11 protein-coding genes are annotated in these 17,182 nt (G+C 54.2%); 9 read left to right on the top strand and 2 right to left on the bottom strand.

Annotated features, from left to right (window positions below):
* Nucleotides 1-170: 170 nt before the first annotated feature.
* Nucleotides 171-3,914, bottom strand: a complete 3,744-nt coding sequence (locus tag GCE01_RS07185) for a glycoside hydrolase family 99-like domain-containing protein (protein ID WP_099212051.1) — start codon at nucleotides 3,912-3,914, stop codon at nucleotides 171-173.
* 151 nt (nucleotides 3,915-4,065) lie between these two features.
* On the opposite strand from GCE01_RS07185, the gene metX reads away from it, so the two are divergent.
* From metX to GCE01_RS07200, 3 genes are all read left to right on the top strand, one after another.
* Complete coding sequence (gene metX / locus GCE01_RS07190; protein WP_099212053.1) at nucleotides 4,066-5,259, top strand: homoserine O-acetyltransferase MetX; 1,194 nt, start codon at nucleotides 4,066-4,068, stop codon at nucleotides 5,257-5,259.
* The gene (gene metW / locus GCE01_RS07195; protein ID WP_064273068.1) at nucleotides 5,259-5,858 is read left to right on the top strand and encodes a methionine biosynthesis protein MetW; all 600 of its coding nucleotides are present in this window, start codon (nucleotides 5,259-5,261) and stop codon (nucleotides 5,856-5,858) included. Before metX ends, metW begins: the two co-directional genes overlap by 1 nt.
* A gap of 425 nt (nucleotides 5,859-6,283) precedes the next feature.
* Nucleotides 6,284-7,600 carry a DEAD/DEAH box helicase gene (locus GCE01_RS07200; protein ID WP_099212055.1) on the top strand — a complete coding sequence of 439 codons (1,317 nt, stop codon included), beginning with the start codon at nucleotides 6,284-6,286 and terminating at the stop codon, nucleotides 7,598-7,600.
* A gap of 885 nt (nucleotides 7,601-8,485) precedes the next feature.
* On the opposite strand, the gene GCE01_RS07215 is transcribed toward GCE01_RS07200, so the two are convergent.
* The gene (locus GCE01_RS07215; protein ID WP_099212057.1) at nucleotides 8,486-9,496 is read right to left on the bottom strand and encodes a polysaccharide deacetylase family protein; all 1,011 of its coding nucleotides are present in this window, start codon (nucleotides 9,494-9,496) and stop codon (nucleotides 8,486-8,488) included.
* 559 nt (nucleotides 9,497-10,055) lie between these two features.
* Here GCE01_RS07215 and GCE01_RS07220 point away from each other — a divergent pair.
* The 6 genes from GCE01_RS07220 to GCE01_RS07245 all read left to right on the top strand — a co-directional run bounded on the left by GCE01_RS07220 (nucleotide 10,056) and on the right by GCE01_RS07245 (nucleotide 17,091).
* Nucleotides 10,056-10,601, top strand: coding sequence for a kinase (locus GCE01_RS07220; protein WP_099212058.1), 546 nt, complete (start codon nucleotides 10,056-10,058; stop codon nucleotides 10,599-10,601).
* Between the two features lie 585 nt (nucleotides 10,602-11,186).
* A complete protein-coding gene (locus GCE01_RS07225) occupies nucleotides 11,187-12,965 on the top strand; it encodes an ABC transporter ATP-binding protein/permease (protein ID WP_167386134.1) in 1,779 nt (592 codons plus the stop codon).
* A 1-nt stretch (nucleotide 12,966) separates the two neighbouring features.
* Nucleotides 12,967-14,322, top strand: a complete 1,356-nt coding sequence (locus tag GCE01_RS07230; protein WP_167386135.1) for a TldD/PmbA family protein — start codon at nucleotides 12,967-12,969, stop codon at nucleotides 14,320-14,322.
* Between the two features lie 25 nt (nucleotides 14,323-14,347).
* Nucleotides 14,348-15,799: a metallopeptidase TldD-related protein gene (locus GCE01_RS07235; RefSeq protein ID WP_099212689.1), complete on the top strand. Its 1,452-nt coding sequence runs from the start codon at nucleotides 14,348-14,350 to the stop codon at nucleotides 15,797-15,799.
* A 57-nt stretch (nucleotides 15,800-15,856) separates the two neighbouring features.
* Entirely contained in the window at nucleotides 15,857-16,186 is a 330-nt protein-coding gene (gene trxA / locus GCE01_RS07240; protein WP_099212064.1) for a thioredoxin, read from the top strand.
* A 2-nt stretch (nucleotides 16,187-16,188) separates the two neighbouring features.
* The gene (locus GCE01_RS07245; protein ID WP_145995779.1) at nucleotides 16,189-17,091 is read left to right on the top strand and encodes a hypothetical protein; all 903 of its coding nucleotides are present in this window, start codon (nucleotides 16,189-16,191) and stop codon (nucleotides 17,089-17,091) included.
* Nucleotides 17,092-17,182: the final 91 nt, after the last annotated feature.

A 17,182-nucleotide genomic window follows, 5' to 3' on the forward strand; every position in this document is an offset into this window, starting at 1 on the left:
TTAGTTTCTGAGTGCCTCCCTTAGGGGGATATTTCTGGCAGTCAGCAGTGCCGGTATGACACGCTCATTTCCCAAGGCCCATGCACTCGATATGTTTGTGATTCATAATTTATAAAAATAATAATCGTTTGTTCTTTAGTAATTAAAAAATGAGATTTTATACAAAACAATTACAAGCCGAACTGCTGGAAGATTTTATGGCGATAGAGAGCTTGCTTCTCAAGCCGCTCTTGCGAAAAAGGTAATCGCTTTGCAAAAAGCTCATGCATAAAATTTATTTCTTCGAGATGAGTAGCCTGATTTAACATATGTGTCGAAGATGATTGATGTCGTCTATGGATGTTCATGGCATCGCTGACATAAACAACGCCAACGTCAGGGCTATCGAGCAACTCAAGATAGACTCTCCAGTCACCAGCCACTTTCAAGGTTTTCAAATCTTTTTTGCACGTTTTGAGCGCCGCTTGCATGGCCGTTCGTTGGAAAATTGCGCCGCTGACATTGAGAACCAGATTGCGCTCAGACAGGCATGTTTGCAGAAAATCCCGCCCGCTGAATTGGCCATCATGCTCAAGAAGATTTCCAGCCGCCTCTACACAGTATGGCTGATAGGAGGCGAAGAGAGGCGCGCCGCTCTCATCTATTGAGCGGCTATCGCAGAACGCCATGACCGCGTTCGGACACTGGTGCACAGCGTGAACAAGCTTTTCCAGAAAATGAGGATCGCAAAGGTCATCTGCTTCCGCAATCCAAACCCATTCGCCCTGTGCCTGCTTGAGTGCTTTCTGCCATTGAGCAAAGACGGACCCGGACGGCTGTCTTCCTTTGATAATACGAACGTCACGCCCCCATTCGGCGGCAGCGCCCATGGCGACTTCGATACTGTTATCCTCGGATGCATCATCAAGGACGATAATTTCCAGGACTGGGAATGTCTGCGTGAAAATAGAGACGAGCCGGGCTTCTAAATAACGCGCATAATTATACGACGGTACCACGACGGAAATTGACGGAATTTTTGGTGCGGCCAAGCGCAGGAGTTGCTGGGCATAGGGGCGGAAAAGAAACGATTTTCCAAGTTTGCGTGCGGCAGCCTGTCGGGTGTTTTGACCGCGAGCTTTTGACCACTCGGCAAGCTCCAGCGCCGCCAAACTCATGGCTCTCACATCTGCGAACGGAACGACCATATTGAAAGTCGTCGGATTGTTTTGAAGGCTTTTAAGTAACTCTGGAATGCCGCCATTATCGGCAAAAGATGTGCATGGCAGGCCTGATGCCAGAGCCTCAAGGACGACGGAAGGATAGGGGTCTTCGCGGGACGTCAAAGTAAAGACGTCCGAAGCAGACAGCCAGTCCGCAACGTTATGCACACGACCTGGCATATGGAAGGTGCCGCTTGCGCGGGCATGATCGATTTCGGTTCTCAAACCATCCTGAAGAACCGGATCAATCGCGCCGACCCATACACAGTGTGCTTGCCCAGCGAGTTTCCGCCAGAGCTGGAGAAACAGGTCAAAGCCTTTCCGCATATCCGCGTAGCCAACGCCAATGACCAGCAGATCCTGAGCGTTAAGGCCCAACTGCGATCTGAGTGCTTCCCGGGAAGACCGGTTGAAGGTTGTCTGATCATACAGACCCTGCGGCAGGATCGTTGTGTGAGGGTGTTTCTCCAATCCCAGGCGTGCCGCACAGGAGTGTGCGGGGACGACAATTGATTGTGCCGCCTCGCATGCGTCCCGCATGGCTTTCCGTAGATCTCGGCTTTGCAGGAGATGGGGGAGCTCATGAATGAGGAATGTGTAGGTGATTGCATTGTTATGCAGTGCAGGAGCAATGGCTGATGATGCCGCGCTGTTCAATATCGCACATTCAAAACCTTCTGCCCGCAACGTATTGAGGCGCGCCATCACGTCACTGGAGGTGGGAGACAGGATTTCAACAGGAGCAACAGCCCTGTAGTCTTCCATCATTGCGCCGCCTTCGAGAAGCACGAAGCGGATATCAACACCGAAAGATCGCCGGAATGTACGGCCTGTCTCCAGAAGGAGTTTTTGGGCTCCAGCCGGGAAGGCATCGTGGCCAATCAGCAGCAGGCGCACCTTATTTGAGGAGCTGTTAAAGCCGGTGCAGGCTCTGGCTGTTGCATTCAGATAGGCGCTGCCGAAGTGAACGTCAGGCTCCAGATAGGCACCTTCTGCCCATTCGTTCCATGCGTTAACGCAGACAATAGATTCCCCGAAAAAACGGTTTTTCTGCGCTGAATTGACGAGGCTATTGAGCCATTTCTCATAAAGCTCAGGAGTTGAGCCGTGCATGACGAGACCGTTGCCCTGACGTCGTGCGTCATTATCCCATGAAGGTGCCGCTGTGCGGATAAGGGGAAAAGACGGACTTGGCTGTCGGAGCGCATTTTCTACAATATCGGCGTAATCGTAGATCTGCCCTCTGAAGTCTTCGTCAAGAATTTGAACGTTTTCATTGATGAGGCGGCAGTCGGAAACAACTTTGTGGGGAGGAAATTCGATAGCTCCTTCAACACCAAAGGAATGAGGGTCTTCATCTCCAAAGGCCTGCCCCATAATAAAGATAGGGTTAATGCCGTGCCTCTCCCGAAAGAGTTCACGCCAGCGCGCAAAGGCTTGGCGTGCATTAGGAATGGTTCCAGGGCGATACACCATGAGGAGAGGGCGATCCCCAATCCTGATATATCGGGGATCGTGCATATGTCTGGAGAAGCAGTCTACGAGAGCGATGTCATCCGCATCTCTGTAATGCTGGGCAATCAGAATATCATCTTCTGACCCGTCCCAGCGGCGGCTCCAGTTCTCGTTGGCCCACATCAGGCAGAATGGAAGGTCAATCTGAGGGTTGGCCAGAAGCATTTCCAGCGGCCCATCAAGCAGACGCTTTTGATTGAACCAGTAAAAATAGAAGACAAAACCTTCAATTCCGGCGGCCTTGGCCATTCTGGCCTGACGGTCGAGAAGGTCTGGAGAATTCAGAGTGTAATGACCCAGGTCACGTGGAATGCGGGGTTGATAATGGTCTGCGAAGCGAGGGAGCGCGCGCGATGTGTTGGTCCACTCTGTAAAACCCTTTCCCCACCATTCATCGTTTTCTGCTGTGGCATGATATTGGGGCAAGTAATACGCAAGGACACGGGCGCGTCTGATTGCGCTCTGGGGAAGTGGGTTGAAATCCTCAAATGAAGGGCCTGGCGCGCTACGCCGCCGAACTTCCCGAAAGACGGTGACTTCATTCGCCGGGCATGAGGAATGAATTCCCGAACGGTTCTTGTTCTCAAGGTAGTGAAGAAGCGGATTACTTTCTGGGGCATGCCGTAGATAATTCTTCCGGTAGTAAACCGGATCAAAGCCTTCGAACGGCTGCCTGGCCTCACGAAAGCCCTGGATCATGTAATGTTCCAGCGGGTCGAGACCGGCGGCGGCTACATCGGGGTAGGTTTTCAAATAGAAGGCTGGATCAAACTCAGCAATAGGTTTCAGTTTCTGTGTATGGCGGTTGAGCAGATAATGAGCGAGCGCCAGCATCCCTTGCGGAATGGCGTAAGTCTGAGTGTACCAGCCAGGATCAAACCAACCGATTGGTCGGCGGCCTTCTTTCTCGCCTTTTGTGACGTAATGTAAAAGTGGGTCTCCCAGAACATCCCGATTTTGGGCGACATACCAGTGAGGATCAAAAAACGGATTGGGTTTACGACCCTCTCTCCAGCCATGCTGGTGATAATGCCGAAGGGCTGCTGTTCCGAGGTTGTGGAGGTCCGGATTGCTCTTCAGATAATATGTTGCGTCAAATACTCCCGAATACCCAAGAATTTGGAGCGCACTTGGTGCGAAGGCATCCGAGGCTGCAGAAACGGCTGGGCTGGATGAATCCGGGAGGGCGTGAAGCATGAAACGGTTTTTTACTGTTTCTTAATGAATTTCAAGTGCGTTAATTTATCGTCAATAAGAAGGGTGATTTGCCGTGGGGTGCGGAGAATGTCATACCGTCGGCCCCGAAGGGCATCGACGCCCTCCCGTCGGCATCGGAGGTGGAAGACTGATGGACCGCAGTGTGTCTTCCTTTGAGGAAGATAGTCCCGTTTACACGCATCAGACCATGTACCTGGAAGAGGGGATGGATCTGGAATGTGGCGTTCATCTTGCGCCGCTCGAAGTTGCTTACTGCACCTATGGCACCCTCGCGCCTGATCGCGGTAACGCCATACTGGTCTGTCACGCTCTGACCGGAGACCAGTATTTAGCCGAGCCTAATCCATTGACTGGCAAGCCAGGCTGGTGGAACCGCATGGTTGGGCCTGGCCTTCCAATCGATACGGACAGATTTTTTGTTATCTGCCCCAATGTATTGGGCGGGTGCATGGGGTCTACCGGTCCGAAGTCCATTCGGGCAGAGACCGGGCGGCCTTGGGATAGTGAATTTCCTCCCATCACCATGCACGACATCGTCGCCTCTCAGGCATGTCTGTTGGACCATCTGGGCATCCAGCGTCTTTTCGCTGTCGTGGGCGGCTCCATGGGAGGTATGCAGGCACTGACGTGGATTGCCGATTATCCCGAGCGCGTTTTTGCGGCTTTGCCGATTGCAACGTCGCCGTTCCACTCAGCCCAGAATATTGCATTCAACGAAGTCAGCCGTCAGGCGATCTTTGCGGATCCTGACTGGCATGATGGCCATTACAGAGACTTCGGCGCCATTCCGGCGCGTGGCTTGGGGGTCGCGCGGATGATGGCCCACATTACTTATCTGTCTGAAGAGGCTCTGAGCCGGAAGTTTGGACGTAAAGTTCGAAGTGAAGCTCCAACGGCTGTGCCAGCTGCCAGCAGTCCTTCTCTGTTTGGTGAGATGTTCGAAGTTGAGAGTTATCTGCGGCATCAGGGCTCAACATTCGTGCGCCGGTTTGATGCAAATTCGTATCTGACGGTAACGCGGGCGATGGATTATTTTGATCTGGCCGCTGAGCATGATGGCGATCTTTCGGCACCGTTTCGCAAGTGCGAGACGCGTTTCTGCGTTGTGTCCTTTAGTTCAGACTGGCTTTTCCCCACGTCTCAGTCCCGTCTTCTGGTGCGGGCTTTGAACAAAGCCGGCGCAAACGTCTCTTTTGTGGAAATCGAGAGCGATCGTGGACATGACGCGTTCCTGCTGGACGAGCCTGATCTGGATCGAACGGTTCGGGGTTTCCTGAATGGTGCAGCTGAGCACGCAGGTCTGACGAAAGTGGAGGGGGTCTGATGCGGCTGGATCAGCGTCTGATTGCGGAGATGATTCCAACCCGGGCCCGCGTTCTGGATGTCGGAAGTGGTGACGGTACGCTCATCGATTATCTTTACCGGACGCGAAACTGTGACGCCCGTGGCATTGAAATCGACATGCAGAGCGTGACGCAATCCGTTGCCCATGGTCTGCCGGTTATGCACGGAGATGCAGATCACGATCTGTCCTACTATCCCGATGACTCGTTTGACTATGTTGTTCTGCAAAGAACACTGCAGGCGGTTGAGCGTCCCCGGGAAGTGTTACGGCAAATGTTGCGGATAGGGCGTCATGCGATCATCTCCTTCCCGAATTTTGGTCATTGGAGATTGCGTTTACAGCTTCTGACCACCGGCCGCATGCCGATGACATCGGTATGGAGTACGCCTTGGTATTCCACGCCCAATATCCATCCATGCACCATTCGGGATTTCCTCGCGTTATGTGAAGAGGAGGGGTACATTGTGCAGCAGTGGCTCGCCATCGACGAGGATGGATTGAAGGCTCCATGGCGCCGCTCAATCCGCTTCGCAAACCTTTTCGGTGAACAGGCGCTTTTTCTGCTGCGACGCGGGTAGAGGGTCAGTTCTTTTCTCTCTGTGCATCATTGATGCGCAGGAAGTTCGCGATTTTGCAAAACGCGTTAAATAATAATGATTTTTTAGAAATCGGACCTCTCAACTCCCTTGCAGGGCAAGGGAAGCTGCCTTACATCCGTTTGCAGATATCCTTGTGTGAAAGCAGGGAGATGCTGACGGTCTCTTCGTTATGCTGGTCGATTGAGCACACGGTGCTTTGCTTCTCTGACTTTGGTGGGGAAAGTGAAGTGGGCAATGTGCAGGGCTTTTTGGGCTCTTGCACATGTCCAGCTGTGTGTCTGCGTCTCAGTTTGACGGTTCGTCTTTCATCAACTTTCTAGGCTCAAAGCAGGCATTTTATTCGTGCATTCAAAAGTGCGAACTAGCTGTGCGAGCCAGGCCTTGTTATCCCTCAGGAGGGGTCCATGACCAGTTTCGCAGAGCTCAAACTTGCCGAGCCACTTCAGAAAGCACTTGCTGAAGAAGGTTACACCACGCCAACGCCGATTCAGGCTGGCTCTATTCCTTACTTGCTGGAAGGCCGTGACCTTCTTGGTCTGGCTCAGACTGGCACGGGTAAGACAGCTGCCTTCGCGCTGCCAATCTTGGACTACCTGCTGCGGCATCGCCGCCCGGCAGCTCTCAAGAGTGTCCGGGTGCTGGTTCTGGCGCCGACGCGTGAGCTGGCTTCCCAGATCGACGAGAGCTTTGCTGCATACGCACGCCACATGAAGCTGACTCATGCAGTCGTGTTCGGTGGGGTAGGGCAGGGACGCCAGGTCGAGGCAACGCGCCGTGGCGTGGATGTTCTCGTGGCTGCGCCGGGCCGTCTGCTGGATCTGGTTGGGCAGGGTCACATCGACCTTTCTGCCCTGGAGGTTCTGGTGCTGGACGAAGCCGATCGTATGCTCGACATGGGCTTCGTTCGTGATATCCGCCGCATCATGGCTCTCTTGCCTGCGCGTCGTCAGACGGTTCTGTTCTCGGCAACGATGCCGCAGTCCATTAGCGATCTTGCGCATTCCCTGCTGAAGGACCCTGCTACTGTTCAGGTAACGCCTGAGTCCAGCACGGTTGATCGCATCCGTCAGGCTGTGATGTTCGTGGAGACGGACAAGAAAAAGGATGCGACACTGATGCTCGTTGAGAGCTCAAATGTCGTACGTGCAGTCGTGTTCACGCTGATGAAGCATGAAGCGAACAAGGTTGCGGAATTCCTGAACAAGAACGGCATTACGTCCGAAGCACTGCACGGGAACAAGTCTCAGGGTGCGCGTGAACGTGCCATGGCTGGCTTCCGCAACGGGACGATCAAGGTTCTGGTCGCAACGGATATTGCCGCACGTGGCATCGACGTTGATGATGTTTCTCACGTCTTCAATTACGATCTGCCAAATGTTCCTGAATCTTACGTTCATCGTATCGGTCGTACGGCGCGTGCAGGCCGTGATGGTTGGGCAGTATCACTCTGCGATGCGGAGCAGCGTGCATGGCTTCGGGATATCGAGAAAAAGATCGATAAGGCTATTCCTGTCGTAACTGATCATCCGTACCACTCTGACGCTGCTCAGAATTCCACAATGCGTCCGCCAGTGCTTGGTGGTGGTCGTGGTGGTGGCGGTCAGCGAGGCGGTGGTGGAAATGGCGGCGGGCGCCGTCGTTCCGGTCCCCCTGCTGGTGGACGCAGTGGCGACGCCGCTCGCCGTGGCGGCGGTGGTGGCCGTCCGACGGGGCGTCGTTGATCTGTTAAATATGAAGTGATTGCGCGCAATCCTTAGAAAATTTTCTACGTCTCCGCCCGGTTGTTCGGGCGGAGATTTTTTATATATGGCGCATGACATTCATGATTAATTTGAAATTAAGTAGTAATTTTATTTTCTAATCTAGGTAATATTTCTTATTTTTAAATAGCGCCTCTATTAACTTGGGGCCCCATCAGGTCTCGTACATGATTAGCCAGTGTATGCAGGCTACTCATGGAAGTGTCTGCTACCATACTAATTCCCAAACCGTCTTGCGCCCAAAGATAGCCTGGCAGATGACGCATCGGACGCATAGGCGCTGTGACGTCCATGCCATACATCGGCCGCACGAACAGAGAAATTCTGGCACCGCTGTCATCCTTGTAGAAAAAAACGCAAGCTGGCCCATGATCCGTTGTGATCAGTTGTCCTCCCGTAAGGCGATAACCTGCTGCAGACAGGTCCGGTGGTCGTACAGGACGGCCTAATGTTCTTCCTCCCCATGCTGCCAATTGTGCAGAGAGTATCTCGCGGGGGATTACTCAGTGGCCGATATCGCTTGTATTGGCTGGATCGTGCCGCATGAGAAGCAGAGCCAGCATCTTGGAAATTTTTTCCCCGCTTGAAAATATGGTTCGATACCGTGATGGCAAGGCCCGCTGTGATACGCGGTATGGCAGTCGGACGCGAGCAACGGGAAAAAACCGACTTTGCGGCAATTTCCGGCGTCCGGGGGCATCATTCTCCCTGAGAACAAAACCTTTTACTCATTAGCCCCAGCCCGATACAGATACGGAATACGTAGAGAGGCTTCAAACGCCTATATGCCGGACATCTGGCGGTTGCATTATGCTTCCGAAGGCAGACTACGTAGATAGATATTCTTCAGTCGTCATTCGCTTTATGAGCGATGCAGTAGCTTTTGATCCAATCCGGAGCCTCCTGCTCTAAAGCTCCATTCACTTTAATCTGTCTTTCTCTTGCCCAGCGGTATCCCCATGCAGGACCATATTTCGTCGTCACTGCGGGTTCCAAGTTATAGACAGGATCAGACTGCGCTTGGGACAGAGTGACAAACCTGTAGTTGTTCTGTCGAAAAATCTTAAGAACCTCTTTTAGAACAACTGCATTCAACCTGCTCGCATGGAGAAGCATCACGGCAGGAGTATCCCGCCCCATAACGGTTTCATTCAGGTGTTGGTAGTACGGTACCTCAATACGAACATAATCAAGAAAGGCGCTTCTGATTTTTGTCATATCTTCATCATAGTGATGACTATATGCACAGTCGTAGGCCTGGGCGAATAGGTAGTCTTCAGTATCTATTGTTGTCGCAGCCAGAGAGTAGCCATGTTTCTTGAGAACGTCGGCAAGTGCAATCCTCTGTTCTTCAGTGTCTCCAGTATGATTGTAGGGAAAGCGGAAAAACTTTAGATCTCTACCAACGCTTTCTGCCAGAGGGCGAATATGCGTCTCACCTCTCACAATTTCCTGCTCAATATCGGAAACGCTCAGGTTATTACTATCAAAGTGATGATAACCATGATTGCCAAGCTCAAGTTCATTTTGGTTCCATTCCGTCAGAAGGTCGATACCTGTCTGGCCAAGAGCTTCTACTTTGTCTTCATTTACAAATCCCGTTGCAGGAATATGCTCCGTGCGAAGAGTTAAAAGGATATGCTTCTCTGTATCGAGAGCATCGCGCTGGTTGATCGAGGGCCTGTCATGGCCACCACTAACAAATGGAAGATCATCGAAGGTTATGGCCACTTGACGCTTTGCTTGTTTAGGAACGTCAGTTGCAAACGAGAAACTGCTAACATATATCGGAGTCATTATACTTAAAGACAAAAGGGAACATATATAAACGATTTTTCTCATCACCATAAAATCCATTATATTTTAATTATCAATTCGTAAAACATGAAAATATCTACTTTATCCGTCAAAATTATGTCTTTGGTGAAACCATTTCCGCTTTTCGTGGTGGAAGCCCGAAAGCAGACGTTCCACTTCCCCCCCCCAAAAAAAAGCTGCCGCGACAACCAGAATGGTTACAGACCTGCGTGGGTTAAAATGTCTCTCGCAAAGAGGGCCAGAGACGATCACGCTGTCTTTCCAGGAGTAAACTTTATCCTTGCATAAGCGTCCTTGGAACACGCTTCGAGAGACCCTCGCGGGTCCTATTTTTATGCTCCTTACCCTATGTCTAATAATAAGAAAAAACCAAAATAGGCTATAAAGAATGAGTGATTGTTCAGAAAAAGGCGGAGGATTACGCTTTTAAAAGCGTTAGGGTGTCTTAATGTCAGGCTTGTAAGAATTTTGGAGCGAACGGCACATTGAGGTATTTCTACTGTACTCGCCAGTATTCGGCTTATTTTAAGGTGCGGTAGGAGAACATTACTGCAGCGCTGCAGATGATCAATACGAGCATTCTTCCCACGAGGCCAGCATGAGAGCTTTTCCTGCACGACAGTTAGAAAACACCATCATCAATCCGGACGTTTTTTTGGAAACCGATACAGGCCGTATCTGGACGCCCGAACGAAATGTTCAAGCGTGGCAATGCGCCTTTGCTGCACTCCAGCGTCTTCTTTCCACAACTCCCGATGCCACGGTGATCGTCGTCTGCGGTTTGCAAGGGGCAGGCAAATCAACATGGATTGCAACTCAGCTGCCTCAGCGTAAAAAAGTTTACTTCGACGCAGCTCTCCCAGGTGCTCGGCATCGCCAGCCGATCATCGACATTGCCCGCTCAGCCGACGCCGTGCTGGAAGCCGTTTGGATCAGGGTTTCTCTCGACACTGCGCTTGCGCAAAACGCGCTGCGGGCTCCCGACAAGCAGGTTCCGGAAAAATCCATACGCTCTGTTCATAACCTGTTTGAGCCGCCAACGATTAAGGAGGGCTTTGAAAGCGTTCGGATCATTGATGTTGCCAACCCATCAGACCACGGAATTAAATACCACGCGGGACGTGCTATGGCAGGCGGAATTTAGTCTATATCGGATTTCGCTGTTGGGTTGAAATGGAGCACGTGGGGCACTCTGATGAATGGAAGCCACATCGAACAATTCTCAGTCAGCTGCATGCAAATGCGCCGTATCCTGCCTCCGCACTGCTCATGAGCAATTTCTTTGTCGGCGCGACTGAGAAACCTTTTCGCAGCTCAGTCCGCGGCTCTTGCTGTGGCTATGTGCTCTAGCCTGAGAGCATGCTTGGAAAATCGGCCTGATGTGATTCAAGTGCTGGACGTGGATGCCAAAGCATAGGGGCCGGCTCGCTAGGATCACCCGTAAGGCGAAACGCTACCCTTCGATTGCGGCATATTCTGCAGTGGGATGCGGCATCTCCCATAAACTAGAGTTATATACGTTATATAAATTTTTCATTTGGCGCTATGTTATATTTGTTGCTCTTCTAAAACGGACAGTTCTTCTGTGGGGTAGGAAATTCCTCTTCCACAGGAACATCTGTGTTCTCAAAGAGGGGCGGACGGACATGCGGCATGATAATCCATCCGAAAACCGGGCTTTCGGTTACGGGCTTCAGCGCCGCTACAGGGCTGCGCAATGACGACGCCTGTGACCTCCTTTTCCGTGTCTGCATGGGAAACCCGAAGCCGCTCCTTCAGGAAAATCTATTTTCTAGGCAAGGTCGTCGGGGCTTTCTTCCTGTCGAAGGACTGGAAAAAAGCCTGGCCGCTCCTGCTATTGTGCCTAGGCATCCAGTTCGGTGGCGTTTATCTTTTTGCCATTGAGACTGGCATCAACAAGGCGCTGTTCGATGCGCTTCAGTACAAAAACATTGCGGTCATCCCCCGCTATGCCATCGAGTTCGTGGCAGTCGGCTCACTCGTCTACAGCCTGACATATTTCGGGGTTTATCTTGAAAACGTTCTCGGGATGCTGTGGCGCAACAAGATCTCGGTGCTTGTGACGGAAGCATGGCTCAGCAATGACCGCTTTTACTTCATAGAGCGGGCTGAACGCGTTGAAAACGCGGATCAGCGTATTGCGGAAGACGTCCGGCTCGTTATCAGCGGCGTGTTCGGCATCTTCATGGGAAGCCTTCGGTCCCTGTATTCCATTGCGATTTTTACCGCGTTACTGGTTCGCAGATCGGCGCCTGTGACATTTCATCTCTTCGGACATGAGATCACAACGCGCTATGATATCGTCCTTGCGGCATATGTGACGTCCATTCTCGCGACCGGGATCATTTTTCGGATCGGCCGCAAGCTGACGCGCCTGAACATGCGCCAGCAGCATTATGAAGGCGATCTGCGCTTCATTCTGGTCTCCGTCCGCAAACACGCTGAGCAGATCGCCTTCATGGCCCGCAGCCGGATCGAGCATCTGCGGATCGTGACGGCTCTTTCCGCGGTGATGCACAACTATTTTGCGCAGCAGCGGATGAGCGTCGTCATTTCCTTCGTCATGCAGATTGTCAGCCATTTCCAGCGCGTTCTGCCACTGGTCCTGACCATTCCGCGTTACATGGCCGGTCGCATGACCTATGGCGACATCATGCAGACGCAGTCGGCGTTCCAGACGCTGAGCTCTTCCCTGACCTGGCTGATGCAGATGTATCCGATGTATTCCGAGACGAATGCATCCTTCGATCGACTGTTTGTCCTGTTTGACGCCATTCAGATGCCCGAGGAGACGGGGATTGCTCTGAGCCACACCGCCTCTGACGACGTTTCCGTCTCGGGTCTGGTGCTGTCTCTTCCCGGTAAGAGCGCTCCTTTGCTGAAGATCGGGCATTGGGAGATCGCGCCGGGCGACAAATGGGTCATCACGGGTGCTTCCGGAAGTGGGAAAAGCACTCTTCTGCGGGCCTTGGCGGGGCTGTGGCAGATCGGGGAGGGCGCGATCACCCTTCCGCAGGACGCCCGGATTACGTTTCTGCCGCAGCTGCCTTATCTGCCGCACGGGACCCTGCTGGAACTGATGCTTCAGACGCAGCCGCCGTCCAAAGAGGCCCGCGAACTTTGTGCGGATCTCCTGTGCCAGTTCCGCCTCTCTTGGCTCGTGGCCCAGCTGGACATTGGGGGAGACTGGAACCAGCGTCTCTCGCCCGGTGAGCAGCAGCGCTTCGCACTGGCGCGGGCTTTCGTGTCTCCCCCTGACATTCTCATTCTCGATGAGGCTACCTCCGGGCTGGACCAGAACACGGCAGACGCCCTCTACGCCAATCTTCTGGCACGCCCTGATCTGACACTCATCAGTGTGGCGCACACCCCCAATATCGTGCGGCTGCATGACAGGCGCCTGCATATCGCGAACGGGACCGCCACCCTTTCTGAAACTGCGCCGACATCGCCAGTTTCTCTCCTCTCTTCAAACAGGAAGCTCTGACATGCTTCATCGCAGCGAGATCGTCCGTCTCCGGCAGGACTTTGAACAGATCGCAGACCAGGCCTTCACCTTCGGGAAGATAGCGGGTGCCGATGATGTGCAGATTTCCCTGCAGGAAACCGAAAACTGGACCGTGGGCGCGCGCAACGGGCAGCCGCTTCAGCGGAACAACTCCATCCGGCGTAATGCGCTGATCAGCGTGATTTGCAAGGGCATCCGGGCTTCGGCCGCCACGACGGATTTTTCACCCGATGCCGTCAGGCGCGCTCTGGATGCTGCGATCGATATCGCCCGGTACGGTGAGCGTGACGATCTTGCAGCGTTTTCCGATGCGTCCGACTACTGCGCCGATGTCCGCGATCTGGACCTTTTTCATCCGTGGGACATCCGCTATCCGGACGCGCTGGCAATGGCGCTTGAAGCGGAGGAGAGTGCGCTCGCTGTCGATCCCTGCATCCAACAGACGGAAGGCGCGTCCCTGTGGAGCTCGACCGGACTGTCCTTTCTGGCATCGAGCAAGGGTTTCATGGGCGCCATTCCCTGGACCCAGCACGGGATTTCCTGCTCCCCCATCGCCATGCGCGATGGGGCACGTCAGGTCGAGGGCTGGTCCAGCAGCGAGCGGAGCGTAGAGCAGCTTGAGACGGCAGCGGATGTCGGCCGCATCGCGGGTGAACGTGCGCTCGGCGCAATCGGTGGCCAGCAGATCCCGACCGGCACATATCGCGTCCTAATCGATGCGCCCACGGTCACGGGGCTGCTCGGTGAGTTCATGCGCGCCGTTTCCGGTCCGCTGCTGCGTCAGGGAAACTCGTTCCTTGCCAACACGCTGGGCGAGGCGGTTTTCCCCGAACATGTCAGCATTTCCGAAGATCCTTTTCGTCTGAGAGGGCGCTCCAGCGCGCCTTATGATGCGGACGGGATCGCCGGGACGGTCCGTAACGTGGTGGATCGGGGGGTGCTGCGCGGATATTTTCTGGATCTGTATTCGGCCCGCTCGCTGAAGATGGCGCCGACCGGAAATGGCGGACAGACCTACAACATGGAGATTGCCAGTGCGCTGACAGCCCCGTCCGATACCCTGCAAGAGATGCTCAGGAAGCTCGATACCGGCCTCCTAATCACCCATATGGCCGGTTCGTCAGACCTGACCACCGGAACATTTTCCCGCGCGGTACGGGGGGCCTGGGTGAAAGATGGAAAGATTGTGCATCCGGTTGCCGGGGTCACGGTCGCCTCGAACCTGCGGGAGATGTTCTCGGGTCTCGTCGCGGTCGGTGCGGATACGGTCGAGCGCGGGCCTTTCCGGACGGGATCGTGGCTCCTTGCCGATATGTCCGTCGGGGGGAGCGTCTGAGATGTCAGGTCTTGCGGAAAATAGCATGAAGAGCAGTCGTATTGCAGGCGCGCGTTCCGCCCTTGTGGAGCGCTACGGGCTGGATGAAGCCTTTCTGCGGAAGGTTTCTGAAAACGCGTTGGGGAAATGGGGAGATTTCGCGGATATCTACCTCCAGTCCCGTGCGTCCGAAAACTGGCGGATCGAGAACGGCAAAATCAAGGCGGGGACCTTCGGGATCGATCTCGGATATGGCATGCGCGCGATGCGGGATGCGGAGGTTTCTTTCGCCTCGTCCCAGCGGATTGATCGTGCCGCCATGGAGATGATGGCGCGCCAGTTGACCGAAGGATATGGCGACGCCACCCCGGTCGCGCCGACTGGTACCATGCAACAAAGCAGTTCCGAACGGGCGGATCTGTACGGGATTGCGGACCCGCTGCTGTCCTGGAATGCGGATCGCAAGATTGCGCTGCTGCGTTCGATCGACGAGCTCGCCCGTTCGCTGGATCCGCGGGTCGTGTCGGTCAATGCCAGCGTGCAGGCCTCGCACGAGACAGTTTGGGTCACGCGGCATGACGGGTTTTCGAGCGGCGATATCCGTCCGCTCGTCAAGCTGGCTGTTGTCGTGACGGTTCTGGCCGATGGTCGCCGTGAAATGTCCGGCTCCGGATTTGGCGGACGTGCCGGATATGAGGTGCTGACCCCTGATGCGGTCGAAATTCTTGTCCGGAAGGTTGTGTCTTCGGCATTGACGAAGCTGGAAGGCCGCCCCGCGCCCGCAGGCCCGATGACTGTAGTCATTGGCGCAGGCTGGAACGGCGTTCTTCTGCACGAGGCGGTGGGCCATGGGCTTGAAGGCGATTTCAACCAGCGTGGCAGTTCGGCCTTCTCAGGGCGGATCGGAGAGCGGATCGCGGCACCGGGCGTTACGATCCTTGATGATGGCACGGTTCCCGGCGGCCGGGGATCCCTTAACATGGACGATGAGGGTGTCGGGAGCCATCGGACGGTTCTGGTCGAGGACGGTATCCTTCGGGGATACATGCACGATCTGCTGAGTGCGCGGCAGATGGGCTGTGCCTCGACCGGAAATGGCCGCCGCCAGTCCTATGCGTCCCTGCCGCTGCCGCGCATGACGAATACCTACATGGAAGCCGGCACCATGGACCCCGCGGAAATCATCGCATCCGTCGGGCATGGACTTTATGTCGACAACCTTTCCGGCGGTCAGGTGGACGTCACAAGCGGTCGCTTCGTGTTCGAGGCGTCCGAGGCGTTCCTGATCGAAAACGGAAAACTCAGCGCCCCTGTTGTGGGTGCTACGATCCTCGGGAACGGTCCGGATACGCTGCGACAGATCAGCATGATCGGCAGCGACCGGATGCTCGATGGTGGCGTCGGCGTGTGCTCCAAATCCGGTCAGACCCTGCCGGTCGGGGTAGGGCAGCCAACATTGCGCGTGGACGACCTGATCGTGGGCGGGAAGGGATCATGACTCCTCTTTTGCACCGATATCGTCCCGAAAAATCCAGATCCTGAGAAGAGAAGATCCATGAGCACTATCATCACTGTTACACAAGAAAACTTTGACGATGTCGTCCTGAACTCGGAACTCCCCGTTGTTGTGGATTTCTGGGCGCCGTGGTGCGCGCCCTGCAAGCAGCTGATGCCCATTCTGGATGATGCAGCCGAGACGTATGCGGGGGAAGTGGTGGTGGCAAAAGTCAACGCCGATGAGAACCCGGAAATCGTCGGCAAATATCATGTTCGTGGCCTGCCCACCGTCGTCCTTTTTTTAGATGGCGAGGAGCGCGAGCGTTTTGCAGGTCTTCAGACCAAAAGCCGCATTGCTGCTTTCATTGACCGTAACCTCGGGTGCTGACCATGATGCAGTCTTTTCAGGATAATCCGGCACTCAAGTGCTCCATGCTGCAGAAAGCTCAAGCCTTCCAAGCATCGGGCGATTGGAACAGCCGTCCCGTCTACTGGGATGGGAAAGGTGGAAGTCTGGTCGGCGGTTTGCTGGGGAGCGATGACCTTGATCAGTGGGTTGAGGAGTCCGGCCTGCCGAAATGGATGGCCCTTTTGCTGGATATGGTCGCAGTGATACTGCCTTCCGCTGAAGACGCCAAGGCAGCACAGATTTCTCTGCTGGAAGCGCTGCCGGTGGGTGCGGATCTGAATGCATGTGGCAATGTTGTTCTTGTCCATTTCTTGAAAGAGACGGAGACAGATATCGCCTCTCTCTCGGAAAATCACCCTTTGCGCGCTGCCCTGACGGATGTGATGGCGTTGCATGACGCTGAACTGGCAGGAAAATCGCCTCAGCCTGCGGAATGGCGCAAGGCTCGGTCCGAGGCGATTGCTGCAACAGATCAGGCAGTCCCGGACAGTCCGGAAGCCAAGTTCGGGGCGGTGATTGAAGCGGCGGCCTGGAATCCGCGGACATCACGCTCTGTCGTGGCAGATACGTTCCGTTCCTGGATCAATGCGCGCCGGGACGCTGCGGTTCAGCAGAAAGTCGGTGAGCAGGGTCTGATCAGTTTCGAGGAAACCAAGAAGCTTCTCGACAGGATCCACACCGAAGAACGCAAGACAAGAAAAGATCCAAAAGAATTCATTCATGTTTTTGGAATTCTTGAAGAACGTTACCCCAAAGAACACAAGGATATGATGGATTTTCACCGGATCCAGCATGAAGAAGCCATCAGACAAAGACAGGCGGCGTTTCAGATTATTATTTCCACGCTCCAGAATTCACAGGATCAGGTCCGATGTACATGCTGAAGAGCACCAGCTCTTCAAATCGGCTTCTGGAATTTTTTAAATAAGGACTGAGAATTGCGTGCAACAGGTCCACGCAATCATGGTGGGGTTA

This window comes from Gluconobacter cerinus (genome assembly GCF_002723935.1).
Classification (GTDB): domain Bacteria; phylum Pseudomonadota; class Alphaproteobacteria; order Acetobacterales; family Acetobacteraceae; genus Gluconobacter; species Gluconobacter cerinus.

What these genes read in the sequence shown, in the direction of transcription:
- GCE01_RS07185 (WP_099212051.1), bottom strand. Translation starts at nt 3,914, where the DNA reads ATGCTTCACGCCCTCCCGGATTCATCCAGCCCAGCCGTTTCTGCAGCC.
- metX (WP_099212053.1), top strand. Translation starts at nt 4,066, where the DNA reads ATGGACCGCAGTGTGTCTTCCTTTGAGGAAGATAGTCCCGTTTACACG.
- metW (WP_064273068.1), top strand. Translation starts at nt 5,259, where the DNA reads ATGCGGCTGGATCAGCGTCTGATTGCGGAGATGATTCCAACCCGGGCC.
- GCE01_RS07200 (WP_099212055.1), top strand. Translation starts at nt 6,284, where the DNA reads ATGACCAGTTTCGCAGAGCTCAAACTTGCCGAGCCACTTCAGAAAGCA.
- GCE01_RS07215 (WP_099212057.1), bottom strand. Translation starts at nt 9,496, where the DNA reads ATGGATTTTATGGTGATGAGAAAAATCGTTTATATATGTTCCCTTTTG.
- GCE01_RS07220 (WP_099212058.1), top strand. Translation starts at nt 10,056, where the DNA reads ATGAGAGCTTTTCCTGCACGACAGTTAGAAAACACCATCATCAATCCG.
- GCE01_RS07230 (WP_167386135.1), top strand. Translation starts at nt 12,967, where the DNA reads ATGCTTCATCGCAGCGAGATCGTCCGTCTCCGGCAGGACTTTGAACAG.
- GCE01_RS07235 (WP_099212689.1), top strand. Translation starts at nt 14,348, where the DNA reads ATGAAGAGCAGTCGTATTGCAGGCGCGCGTTCCGCCCTTGTGGAGCGC.
- trxA (WP_099212064.1), top strand. Translation starts at nt 15,857, where the DNA reads ATGAGCACTATCATCACTGTTACACAAGAAAACTTTGACGATGTCGTC.
- GCE01_RS07245 (WP_145995779.1), top strand. Translation starts at nt 16,189, where the DNA reads ATGATGCAGTCTTTTCAGGATAATCCGGCACTCAAGTGCTCCATGCTG.